Annotated in this window: 8 protein-coding genes and 1 pseudogene; 6 read left to right on the top strand and 3 right to left on the bottom strand. The window is 65.2% G+C overall.

What is annotated here, in order from left to right:
* Positions 1 to 3: 3 nt before the first annotated feature.
* A complete protein-coding gene (locus CEW88_RS15960; RefSeq protein ID WP_108968787.1) occupies positions 4 to 1257 on the bottom strand; it encodes a sarcosine oxidase subunit beta family protein in 1254 nt (417 codons plus the stop codon).
* A gap of 560 nt (positions 1258 to 1817) precedes the next feature.
* Between CEW88_RS15960 and CEW88_RS15955 the strand changes: the two genes are divergently transcribed.
* Entirely contained in the window at positions 1818 to 3464 is a 1647-nt protein-coding gene (locus tag CEW88_RS15955) for a BCCT family transporter (protein ID WP_108968785.1), read from the top strand.
* A gap of 72 nt (positions 3465 to 3536) precedes the next feature.
* Here the strand turns inward: CEW88_RS15955 and CEW88_RS15950 are convergent, their stop codons facing one another.
* On the bottom strand, positions 3537 to 4580 hold the full coding sequence (locus tag CEW88_RS15950; protein ID WP_108968783.1) for a GlxA family transcriptional regulator: 1044 nt from the start codon (positions 4578 to 4580) through the stop codon (positions 3537 to 3539).
* Positions 4581 to 4887: 307 nt separating this feature from the next.
* On the opposite strand from CEW88_RS15950, the gene CEW88_RS15945 reads away from it, so the two are divergent.
* The 3 genes from CEW88_RS15945 to CEW88_RS15935 all read left to right on the top strand — a co-directional run bounded on the left by CEW88_RS15945 (position 4888) and on the right by CEW88_RS15935 (position 9271).
* Positions 4888 to 5637 (top strand): electron transfer flavoprotein subunit beta/FixA family protein, encoded by a 750-nt coding sequence (locus CEW88_RS15945; protein ID WP_108968781.1) that lies wholly within the window; start codon positions 4888 to 4890, stop codon positions 5635 to 5637.
* 17 nt (positions 5638 to 5654) lie between these two features.
* On the top strand, positions 5655 to 6590 hold the full coding sequence (locus CEW88_RS15940) for an electron transfer flavoprotein subunit alpha/FixB family protein (protein WP_108968779.1): 936 nt from the start codon (positions 5655 to 5657) through the stop codon (positions 6588 to 6590).
* A gap of 119 nt (positions 6591 to 6709) precedes the next feature.
* The gene (locus CEW88_RS15935) at positions 6710 to 9271 is read left to right on the top strand and encodes a GcvT family protein (RefSeq protein WP_108968777.1); all 2562 of its coding nucleotides are present in this window, start codon (positions 6710 to 6712) and stop codon (positions 9269 to 9271) included.
* A gap of 80 nt (positions 9272 to 9351) precedes the next feature.
* Here CEW88_RS15935 and CEW88_RS15930 read toward each other — a convergent pair whose 3' ends face one another.
* Positions 9352 to 10245: a LysR substrate-binding domain-containing protein gene (locus tag CEW88_RS15930; RefSeq protein ID WP_108968775.1), complete on the bottom strand. Its 894-nt coding sequence runs from the start codon at positions 10243 to 10245 to the stop codon at positions 9352 to 9354.
* A gap of 305 nt (positions 10246 to 10550) precedes the next feature.
* Here CEW88_RS15930 and CEW88_RS15925 point away from each other — a divergent pair.
* Both CEW88_RS15925 and CEW88_RS15920 read left to right on the top strand, forming a co-directional pair.
* Positions 10551 to 11003: pseudogene (locus tag CEW88_RS15925) on the top strand (SRPBCC family protein); the annotation flags it as partial.
* Positions 11004 to 11033: 30 nt separating this feature from the next.
* Positions 11034 to 12092, top strand: coding sequence for a hybrid-cluster NAD(P)-dependent oxidoreductase (locus CEW88_RS15920; protein WP_108968772.1), 1059 nt, complete (start codon positions 11034 to 11036; stop codon positions 12090 to 12092).
* Positions 12093 to 12218 lie beyond the last annotated feature (126 nt).

The following is a 12218-nucleotide window of genomic DNA, read 5'->3' as shown; positions in this document are numbered from 1 at the left end:
AGGTCAGTGCGCGACCGCGGCGGCGGCCGCTTCGTCGATCAGCCGGCCGGTGCGGAACCGGTCGAGGGTGAAGGGCGCGTTGATCGGGTGCGGCTCGTCCTTGGCGATGGTCCAGGCGAAGACATGCGCCGAGCCCGGGGTGGCCTTGAAGCCGCCCGTGCCCCAGCCGCAATTGACGTAGAGGTTCTTCACCGGCGTCTTGCCGATGATCGGCGAGCGGTCGGGGGTGTTGTCGGTGATCCCCGCCCATTTGCGCAGCATCCGCATGCGGTTGAAGATCGGGAAGACCTCGGAGATCGCGGCGATGGTATGCTCGATCAGCGGCAGCCCGCCGCGCTGGGAATAGCTCACGTATTGGTCGGTGCCGCTGCCGATCACCAGCTCGCCCTTGTCCGACTGGCTGCAATAGGCGTGCACGGCGTTGGACATCACCACGCAGGGGAAGATCGGCTTCACCGGCTCCGAGACCAGCGCCTGCAGCGGCATGCTCTCGAGCGGCAGGCGCACGTCGGCGGTGGCCATCACCTGGGTGTTGTGGCCCGAGGCCGAGACCGCGACCTTGCCCGCCTTGATGAAGCCCTTCTCGGTCTCGACGCCCGCCACCGAGCCGTCGGCATTGCGCCGGATCGCGGTCACCGCGCAGTTCTGGATGATGTCGACGCCGCGCGCCGCCGCGCCGCGGGCATAGCCCCAGGCCACGGCGTCGTGCCGTGCGGTGCCCGCCCGCTCCTGCAGCGCGCCGCCCATCACCGGGTAGCGCGCGCCGCGCGAGATGTTGATCGGCGGGCAGTATTCCTTGCACTCCTCCGGCGTCAGCCAGCGGTTGTCGACGCCGTTGAGCCGGTTGGCATGCACGTGGCGCTTGAAGCTCTGCACGTCGTGCACGGTGTGCGCCAGCATCAGCACGCCGCGGTTCGAGTACATGACGTTGTAGTTCAGTTCCTGGCTGAGATTTTGCCAAAGGTCGACCGAATGGTCGAAGAGCCGCGCGCTCTCGTCGTAGAGGTAGTTGGAGCGGATGATCGTGGTGTTGCGCCCGGTGTTGCCGCCGCCGAGCCAACCCTTGTCGATCACCGCGATATTGGTGATCCCGTGCTGGGTGGCAAGGTAATAGGCCGCGCCCAGACCGTGCCCCCCCGCCCCGACGATGACCACGTCGTACGCGGCCTTCGGCTGGCTGTCCGGCCATTGCTCTGTCCAGTCCTTGTGACCGGTCACGGCGTTCTTGAGAAGGGAAAAGGCGTTGAAGCGCGTCATCGGCGGGCCCCGGCTGTGGTGGCTTTTCCCCTTCCTAGCGAGCGCTGCCGAAGGAGGCGTGAGGTTTTGCGACAGTGTGATCGGATCTTTGCGCCGCGCCTCGGGACGCGACGGCACGGCCGGCTTTTCCTTGGGGCAAGGCGACAGGCGAGTGCGCGATTTTGCGCTGACTTCCCAGAGAGGCCGACAAGGCGATCAACCGATGGTATCGATAAATTACATTGATACACAGAGACTTAAGATCACAGGCGCCGCGCGCTGCGCCTGTGATCTCTGCGCCTGCATCCGCGCCACACCATGGCCTATGGATCGGGAACAGCCCCCTACGTCGCGAAGATCCCGGCGCTCTGTCGTTCCGGTTCTGCCCTCCGCGCGCGCTTCGCTGAATAACCTCCGGATCGCAGAGATGCCTGCCGCCTGTCCGGGTGCAGATCCGCTGTAAAGGTCCCTGTCACGCAAGAAGACGCGTCGGCTCAGTACGATTTCCCGCAGTAAGACGGGCAGAGGTCACCGGGCACATACTGGCGAAGGGCTCCTTAACCAGCAGAGGAGAACCTCATTTGACCTATCCCACCGACACCGAGGACAAGGGGCCGGACCTAGGCTCCCCGCCCGCCGAAAGCCTTATCCAGACAGAGTACACCATCGGCCGCGACAATATCGAAGGGTCTGTCGGACCGATCTATTTCGACGTGCACAATCCGGTCTTCGCGATCTCGGCGTTTGCGGTCATCGCCTTTGTGGCCTTCACGCTTGCCCTGCCAGAGCTTGCCGCCACCCTCTTCAGCACGCTCTTCACCGAGGTCACCACGGGCTTTGACTGGCTGTTCCTGGGGGCCGCCGATGTCTTCGTGCTGCTGTGCCTGGTGCTGGTCATCAGCCCCTATGGCAAGGTCCGGCTCGGCGGGCGCGACGCGCGTCCGGATTTCGGCTACCTGAGCTGGTTCTCGATGCTCTTCGCCGCCGGCATGGGCATTGGCCTGATGTTCTACGGCGTCTCAGAGCCGCTCAGCCACTTCGGCTCGTCGCTTGGCGGGACGGCCCTTGGCGACGCCGGGGCGCGCACCGACTGGGCCCCTCTGGGCGCCGCGACAACCCAGGAAGAGGCGGTGCGCCTTGGCATGGCCGCCTCGATCTTCCACTGGGCGCTGCATCCTTGGGCGATCTACGCGGTGGTCGGGCTCAGCCTGGCGCTGTTCAGCTACAACAAGGGGCTTCCGCTGACGATCCGATCCGCCTTCTACCCGATTTTCGGCGAGAAAGTCTGGGGCTGGCCGGGCCACGTCATCGACATCCTTGCGGTCTTCGCCACGCTCTTCGGGCTTGCCACCTCGCTCGGGCTCGGCGCGGCACAGGCCAACGCGGGTTTCAACAAGCTCTTCGGCGTGCCGGTGGGCGAGACGACACAGATCGTGCTGATCATCGGCATCACGGCGATCGCGCTCTTCTCGGTGATCCGCGGGCTCGAAGCCGGGGTGAAGCTGCTTTCCGAGATCAACATGGGGCTCGCGCTGCTGCTGCTGCTCTTCGTGCTCTTCGCAGGGCCGACGCTGCTGCTTCTCACCAACACCGGCGACTACCTGCTGGCCTATCTCGAATACCTGCCCGCGCTGTCCAATCCCGTCGGGCGCGAGGACGTCAACTTCATGCAGGGCTGGACCTCGTTCTACTGGGCGTGGTGGATCAGCTGGTCTCCCTTCGTGGGCATGTTCATTGCCCGTGTCAGCCGCGGCCGCACCGTGCGCGAGTTCCTGATCAGCGTACTGCTGATCCCGAGCCTTGTCTGCGTGATCTGGATGTCCATCTTCGGCGGCGCGGCGATCAGCCAGGTCGTGCGAGAAAGCTACACCGCGGTGCAGGACGCCGATCTGCCGCTGCAGCTCTTCGCCATGCTCGATGACATGCCCCTGTCGGCGATCACCTCGCTTGTCGGCATCGTGCTGGTCATCGTCTTCTTCGTGACCTCCTCCGACTCCGGCTCGCTGGTGATCGACACGATCACCTCGGGCGGCAAGGTCGATGCGCCTGTGCCGCAGCGGGTGTTCTGGTGCGTGTTCGAGGGTGTCGTCGCGGTGGTCCTGTTGCTGTCGGCGGGAGGGCTCAAATCGCTGCAATCCATGGTGATCTCGACCGGCCTGCCCTTCACCATCGTTCTGCTCGTGATGTGCGTCGCGATCTGGCGGGGGCTCGCCAGCGAGCCGCGCTGAGACACACGCCTTGCAGAGACGGAAACGCCGCGGAGGCCCCCTCCGCGGCGTTTCCTTGTCTGGCTGCCGGGATCAGGCCGCCAGGCCCTGCTCCTGCCGAAGCGCCTGCGGGGTGCAGCCAAAGCGCCGCCGGAACATCCGGCTCAGGTGCGACGAGTCGCAAAAGCCGCAATCCACCGCGACCTGCGCGATGGATTTCTCTGCGGTGAGCAGCAGGTGATGCGCCAGCGACAGGCGGATATTGAGGAACGCCGCCTGCGGAGAGATGTCGAGCGCGGTGCGGAAGTGCCGTTCCAGCTGTCGCTTGCTGTGCCCGATCCGCCGCGCGATTTCCTCGACCGAAAGCGGCGTGTCGATGGTCTGCTGCATGAGCTGCAGCGCCCGCAGCACGATCGGGTCGCGGGTCTTGAACCCGAGGGTGATCCCGGGCTGCGGTTTCTCGGGTTGCAGCGCGTCGTCGATGATCATGATGTGCAGGCTCTTGCTGGCCTGCGCCCGGCCCACGTGCTTTTCCACCAGATAGGCCCCAAGGTGCGCCGAGCTGGCACCGCCCGAGCAGGTGAGCCGGTCGCGATCGACCACGAAGATCTGGTCCGCCACGGGATTGAGCCCCTCGAACTGCTCGAGAAAATCCGCGTGATGGAACCAGCTCACGCAGCAGCGGTAGCCCTGCATCAGCCCCGCTTCGTGCAAAAGGAAGGCCCCGGTGCAGACCCCGACCAGAGGCACGCCCGCATCGGCCGCCTGCCGCAGGAACTTCGTGTAGGCCGGGCCGAGAGTCTGCATGTCGTCCATCAGCCCGCCGACCACGACGATATAGTCAAAGCGCGACGGATCGCCGAGCCGCTCCTTGGGCTGCACAGTGATGCCGCTGCTCGAGGGAACCGCGTCCATCGTGTCCGAGAGCACCGTCCATGTGCATAGAATCGGGCGGCTGCGATCGCCCTCGTCCGCCGCGAGCCGCAGAACGTCGACGAAATTGGCAAAGGCACAGAGGGTGAAGCGCTTTGCCAGGATGAAGCCCACCGACAGGCGCGCGTCCTCGGGCCTGCGCCGGATGGCCCGGGAGGAGGCCGCGCGCGAGGTGGCTTTCTGCGGAACGGAGAGAGGGGTCATGCTGGCGCTCCGGCTGCGCGGGAACTCTTGGGCGCCTGTCGTAGCCCTCATCCCCGCGTGACGCATATATCCTGTCTTTTGACAGGGGTTCGTCGCAATACTCTGCGCTACGAATTCGGCATCGACTTCGCCAAACGCGCCTCTGCAAGGCCGAAACGCGACCTCGATACCCATCGGACGAACACTGGCGGAGATTTGCGACGTCCTGACGGCCGTCGCCCCTGTTCTCGGTCATATCGCAGGACCCCCCCGCGGGCGCGGGCAAAAACCCCCGGCGACGCTCGGGTCACGGCAGAGAGGAAACACCATGAAAGTGCTGGTCCCGGTGAAGCGGGTCGTCGACTACAACGTGAAGATCCGCGTCAAGGCGGACGGCACGGGCGTCGATCTGGCCAATGTGAAAATGTCGATGAACCCGTTCGACGAGATCGCCGTCGAAGAGGCCATCCGTCTCAAGGAAGCGGGCAAGGCCGACGAAGTCATCGTCGTGTCGATCGGCCCGGCGCAGGCGCAGGATGTGCTGCGCACGGCGCTCGCCATGGGCGCGGACCGCGCGATCCTGATCACCGCCGAAGGTCCGGTCGAGCCGCTCAGCGTCGCAAAGCTGCTGAAAGCGGTGGTCGCTCAAGAAGATCCCGGCCTCGTAGTGCTGGGCAAGCAGGCCATCGATGACGACAGCAACCAGACCGGCCAGATGCTCGCGGCGCTGCTCGGCTGGAGCCAGGGCACCTTTGCCTCGGCGCTGGAGATCGGCGAGGGCCGTGCCAAGGTCACCCGCGAGGTCGACGGCGGCCTGCAGGCCATCGAGATCGCGCTTCCGGCCATCGTCACCGCCGACCTGCGCCTCAACGAGCCGCGCTACGCCTCGCTGCCGAACATCATGAAGGCCAAGAAGAAACCGCTCGACCAGAAAAGCGCCGAGGACTTCGGCGTCTCGACCGCCCCGCGTCTCAAGGTGCTGCGCGTCGAGGAGCCCGCGGCGCGGGCGGCGGGCGTGAAAGTGGGCAGCGTCGGCGAGTTGCTCGACAAGCTCAAGACCGAAGCCGGCGTCATCTGAGAGCGGGACCCTACACCATGGCAATTCTTCTTTTCGCAGACCACGACAACGGCACGCTCTCGGAGCAGACCGCCAAGGCGCTGACCGCCGCGCTGCAGATCGGCACCGAGGTGGACATCCTGATCGCCGGCAAGGGCGCCGCCCCCGCCGCCGAGGCCGCCGCGCAACTCAGCGGTGTGCGCAGCGTGCTGCAGGCCGAGAGCGAGACGCTCGAGCACCGTCTGGCCGAGGCGAGCGCGGCGCTCATCGTCGGGCTTTCGGAGGGCTACGACACCATCCTCGCCCCCGCCACGACCACCGGCAAGAACGTGCTGCCGCGCGTTGCCGCGTTGCTGGACGTGATGCAGATCTCCGAGATCACCGAGGTTGTTTCCGCCGACACCTTCAAGCGCCCGATCTACGCCGGCAACGCCATCGAGGTGGTGCAGTCGACCGAGGCCAAGAAGGTGCTCACCATCCGCACCGCGGGCTTTGCGGCCGCCGCGTCTGGCGCGGCCGCAGCCCCGGTCCGGGCCATCGAGGCCGGAAACGCGTGCGCCGAGCTGTCGCGCTTCCTCGAAAACATGCTCTCGGCCAGTGACCGCCCCGAGCTCAGTTCGGCCAAGATCATCGTCTCGGGCGGCCGCGCGCTGGGGTCGGAAGAGAAGTTCCGCGAGGTGATCAACCCGCTCGCCGACAAGCTCGGCGCGGCTGTCGGCGCTTCGCGCGCGGCGGTCGATGCGGGCTACGCGCCGAACGATTTCCAGGTCGGCCAGACCGGCAAGGTGGTTGCCCCCGATCTCTACGTCGCCTGCGGGATTTCCGGAGCGATTCAGCACCTCGCGGGGATGAAGGACAGCAAGATCATCGTCGCGATCAACACCGACGAGGACGCACCGATCTTCCAGGTTGCCGACTACGGGCTCGTTGGCGATCTTTTCGATGTCCTGCCGGAACTTGAGCGCCAGCTCTGACGCCACCACCGCGCGGGAGACGGTCGTTTTTCGCGCGGTGAATGCCGGTTCGACGCCATCAGTACGTCGTGCCAGGCCCTATCACTTCGATACTCTCCTCGAACAAGCGGACTGCACCCATGTCTTCCTTTCCTGAACGCGCGAATGTCGTCATCGTCGGTCTCGGCGGCATCGTCGGCGCCTCGGTCGCCCACCACCTGGTAGAGCGCGGCTGGGACAATATCGTCGGCATCGACAAGTCCGGCATCCCCACCGACATCGGTTCGACCGGTCACGCCTCGGACTTCTGCTACTGCACGAGCCATGATCTGCTGAGCACCTGGGCGACCATGTACTCGGTCGATTTCTACGAGAAGATGGGCCACTACTCGCGCATCGGTGGTCTCGAGGTGGCGCGCGTCGGTGACGACCAGCGCATGGAAGAGCTCAAGCGCCGTTGCGACTCGGGCCGCGCTTTCGGCACCAACGTGCGGATGATCTCGGCCGCCGAGGCCAAGGAGAAATTCCCGCTTCTCGAAGAGGATCAGATCCAGGGCGCGATGTGGGACCCGGATGCGGGCCTCGTCATTCCGCGCTCGCAGACCGTCGCCGGAAAGCTGGTCGATCAGGCGGAGAAGTCCGGCAAGCTGCGCGCCTTCGCCAACACCCCGGCGCTGGAGCTGCTCACCGAGAATGGCCGCGTCACCGGTGTGAAGACCTCGCGCGGGACCATCTTGGCCGATCACGTGGTGGTCTGCGCCGGCCTCTGGGGTCGCCTGATCGCCGCCATGGCGGGCGAAGACCTGCCGGTGATGCCGGTCGACCACCCGCTGACCTTCTTCGGACCCTATGACGAGTTTGCCGGCACCGGCCTCGAGATTGGTCGTCCGCTGCTGCGCGACCAGGGCAACTCGGCCTACATGCGCGACACCGGCGATCCCGCGACCACCGAGGGTGGCCAGATGGAATGGGGCTACTACTACGAAAAGGACGTGCGGATGGTGCATCCGCGCGACATCCTCGAGAAGGGCCAGGCGCGCCTCGGGCCGTCGATGCGCGACCTCGTGCTGGAAGACGTGATCGAGCCGCTCGAAAAGGCCATGGAGCTGACCCCGATCCTCGCCGAACTTGGCTTTAACGAGAGCCACTCGTTCAACGGCCTGTTGCAGACCACCACTGACGGCGGGCCGTCGATGGGCGAAAGCCGCAAGCTGCGCGGCCTGTGGTACGCGGTGGCGATCTGGGTCAAGGACGGCCCCGGCATGGGCAAGCTCATCGCCGACTGGATGACCGACGGGCGCACCCACATCGACCATCACGCGATCGACTATTCGCGCTTCCAGGACTTCCAACTGAAAGAAGACTTCATCTGGGGCCGCTGCGAGGAAACCGCTGCCAAGATCTACAACCCGCCCGTCCACCCGCGCGAGCCCTTCGGCAACGCCCGTGGCATCCGCCGCTCGCCCTTCTACGAACGCGAAGTCGAGCTGGGGGGCTACTTCATGGAACTCGGCGGCTGGGAGCGTGCGCATGGCTACGCGGCCAACGAGCACCTGCTCGAGAAATACGCCGACCAGGTGCCGGTGCGTGAAAACGAATGGGACAATCGCCACTTCTGGCGCGTGTCCAACGCCGAGCAGCTGGAGATGAGCGCCGATTGCGGCATCATCAACCTGTCGCACTTCCACATGACCGACATCTCGGGCCCGGACCACGTGGCGCTGATGGAATGGCTCTGCGCCGCGAAGATCGGTGGCGACAACATGGTCGGCAAGGGTATCTACACCCACATGCTCGATGACGAGGGCAACGTGCGGGCGGACTTCACCGTCTTCCGCATGGGCGACCGTTGCCGCCTGGTGAACGGGGCCGACGCCGGTCCGCGTGACCTCGAGTACATGAAGCGCACGGCGATGGACAAAGGCTTCGACGTCACCATCACCGACGTCACCGAGAAGTTCACCACCATCGGCATCTGGGGCCCGAACGCGCGCGAGAACCTCAAGAAGGTGGTCGCGGATCCGGCCGGCCTCGATGTCGAGAACTTCCCCTTCGCGGCCATCAAGCCGATCGAGATCGCCGGCAAGATCGTCACGGCCTTCCGCATCTCCTATGTGGGCGAGCAGGGCTGGGAACTGCACATGCCCTATGAGGACGGTCTTGCCGTCTGGGACGCCCTGCGCGAGGCCGGTGTCATGGCGGTGGGGGTCGAGACCTATGCCAACTCGCGGCGCCTTGAAAAGTCGCTGCGCCTGCAGAACGCCGACCTGCACACGCAGTACAACCTCTACGAGGCCGACCTCTCGCGTCCGAAGGTCAAGGAGGCCGATTTCCGCGGCAAAGAGAAGCACGTCGCGTTCCGCGCCCGCGAGCACCAGCCCGCAATGCTCTGCACGCTGGTGATGAATGACAACGTCGACAGCAAGGGGGTCGCCCGCTACCCGGTCAACACCATGCCCGTGATGGACCCCGACACCGGCGAGGTGCTGATCGACGAGCTTGGCCGCCGCTCCTACACCACCTCGCAGGCCTTCGGCCCCAGCATCGGCAAGAATATCATGCTGGCCTACCTGCCGTGGGACTACTGCGAGGTCGGGCGCAAGCTGCAGGTGACCTATTTCGACGAGCCCTTCGAGGTCGAGGTCGCGGGCGTCGGCTACGCGCCGCTCTACGATCCCGAGAACAGCAAGCCGCGCAGCTGATCTGCTGGGTCACATGAAAATGACAGCGCCGGCGGGTCATCCCCGCCGGCGCTTCGGCTTTTCGGGTTTGCTCTTGAGCCTCACGCGAAGGCCGCCCCGGCCTCCTGCTCCGCGAGCCAATCGGCAAAGAGCTGTGCGTTCGCCGAGGCTCCCGCATGGATGCGCAGGTAGAAGGGATAGGGCGAGTCCATCGCCTCGGGCACCAGCTGCACGAGGCGATGGCTTTCGAGATATCCCTGCAGCAGTCCTTCCCACCCCAGCACCGCGCCGATGCCATCCTCGGCCGCCTTGAGGCCGATAAGGTAGTTGTTCAGCGCGAACTCAGGGCCGGTCGGCGCGGGCAGACCGAGCGAGGCAAACCATTCGTGCCAGCCGGTCCATGCGTTCGCCCCCGAATGAATGCGGATCAACGGCACCTCGGCCAGGTCCGCGACCTGCGCGATCTCGTGCATCTCGGCGAATTGCGCGCTGCCGAGGGCGAGGATCCGGTCCCGGAACAGCAGTCGGGTGTCGTCGTCCTCGCGCGCCGGGTCACCGTAGCGAATGCTCAGGTCCACGCCACTCACCCGCCCGCTGTCCGCGATGACCTGCGAGATCGCGACGCCCGGATGCGCTTTCCAGAAGGCCGCCAGCCGCGGCGTCAGCCACAGGCCACTCATCGCGGTTGTCGCCGCGATCGAAACCGCAGTGCGATCCCGGCGGTTGCGGATGCGCGTTACGCTGTCGGAGATTCCCTCGAACCCGCGTTGCAGCGAGACGAACAGCAAGGCGCCCGCCTCGGTCAGCTCCACCCCGCGGTACTGGCGCGAGAACAAGGCCTGTCCCAGGTCCTGCTCGAGCGCCTTGATCCGGTGGCTGACCGCAGCGGGAGTAACGTTCATCTCGGCAGAGGCCTGCTTGAAGCTCAGGTTCCGGGCTGCCGATTCAAAACAGGCCAAATCGCCTAACGACGGTAGATCATAGGGCTTTTGCATATCGTCAGGTCGCTTTTGTCTGGCAGGAGTCGCAGGTGGAGCATCGCGACGATCAATTTAGCTAGGCTAATCTCAGTTGAGTTTTTTGCCAATTGTCATCTCGCCGACGGAATGGCTTTGTGACGCGAAGCTCACCCTTCCGCGCGAGGATACCCAAGATGGCCAGCCAGCCCGCCCGGCTTTCCGATCTGCTCCGTCAGCACCGCCGCGGCCATGGTCTCCGGCAGCCGTTTTACGGCGCCCCCGAGATCTTCGAGGCGGACCTGCAGGCGATCTTCTACCGCGACTGGCTCTGTGCCTTTCCGGCCTCCATGCCGCTGCTTGACGTCGCGCAGAGCTACACGGTGAACGGCAAGATCGCGGTTCAAAAACGTCCCGGCTATGTCCCCGTGCTCGATGCCGGTGCGCCCTTGCCGTTCAAGTCGTCCACCTGGAACCACTTCCTAACCGATCACTCGATCACCTTCCGCGTGACCCCGATCGGGCCGCAGGAAACCGAGGTGCAGACCACCTCGCTCGTCTACAAGGACGCGGTCGAGGGGGTGGACTACGATCGCGAGACCGTGACCCGGGTCTGGGAGCGCAGCAACGACGAGGACCGCCGCGTGGTCAAAGACAACCAGCAGGGCATCAATTCGCCCGCCTACGAGCCAGGCCCCTATTCGGCCACGCATGAAGACGGCGTGCCGCAATTCGTCAGCTGGTACCTTGACCTGATACGCAGCGCTTATGCCCCCATCGCCCAGGCCGCGGAGTGACGTGATATGGTAACTGCAAGCCCCTCCCCCATGGCCCATTGGACCGACGAAGAACCGCTTGAGTGCGTGTCGATCCTGCCCGAAGCGGCGGATGTCGTCACCGTCTGCTTTCAGGCCCCCTCTGGCCGGCCCTTCCAGTTCGACGCCGGCCAGTTCCTGACGCTGGAGTTGCCGGTGCCCGGCGGACCGCTCTACCGCACATTCACGATCTCCTCCTCGCCGTCGCGCCCAAAATCGCTCACGCTGACGATCAAGGCGCAGCCGGACTCCATCGGGGTGCGATGGATCATCGACGCGCTTCGGCCCGGCATGAAGGTCAAGGCAAATGGTCCCTCCGGCCATTTCACCGCGGTCGCCCACCCGGCCAAGAAGTACCTCTTCATTTCGGCCGGGACGGGCATCACGCCGATGATGTCGATGACGACCGAGATCTACGACCTTGGCAGCCATTGCGACATCGTCTTCGTGAACTGCGCGCGGCGGCCTTCGGAGATCATCTTCAAGCGCCGCCTGGAGCACATGGCGACCCGCATCGCCGGACTCGATCTGAAATGGGTGGTCAGCGCGCCGGACCGCTACCAGCCTTGGACCGGGTATCAGGGGCGTCTCAACCAGCTCATGCTCGGGCTGATGGCGCCCGACTACCTGGAGCGCGAAGTCTTCTGCTGCGGCCCGGAGAGCTTCATGCAGTCGGTGCGCGAGGCACTTGCGGGGCTCGGCTTCGATATGGACCACTACCATCAAGAGAGCTTCCACGCGCCCTCGATTCCCGGACCGCAGCACGTCGAAGCACCCGTGCCCGATGACGACCTGCCGGACGAGGATATCATGGCAGAGGTCACCTTCGGCCGCTCCGGGCTGAAGCAATCCTGCGCGGAAACGGAGACGGTCCTCGCCGTTGCCCGCCAGGCCGGGATCGCCATCCCTACAGGCTGCACTTTCGGCGTTTGCGGCACCTGCAAGACAAAGAAGATCTCGGGCGACGTCTATATGGTCCACAATGGTGGCATCACCGAAGACGAAATCGAAGAGGGCTATTTCCTCGCCTGCTGCTCGAACCCGCGTGGCAAGGTCGAGCTCGACCTCTAGAACCCATGATCGCGGAACGAGCTGACTGGGCCGGGGGCCTCGCCCCCGGAATTCTTCGTTCGAGGGTTGCGTCAGCTGGGCTGACGCCGAGCCTCAAGAAAGCGGCGAGACCACATGCGGGTCAGC

Source organism: Alloyangia pacifica, from assembly GCF_003111685.1.
GTDB classification, from domain to species: domain Bacteria; phylum Pseudomonadota; class Alphaproteobacteria; order Rhodobacterales; family Rhodobacteraceae; genus Salipiger; species Salipiger pacificus_A.
This window is presented reverse-complemented; position numbering and strand designations above follow the sequence as displayed.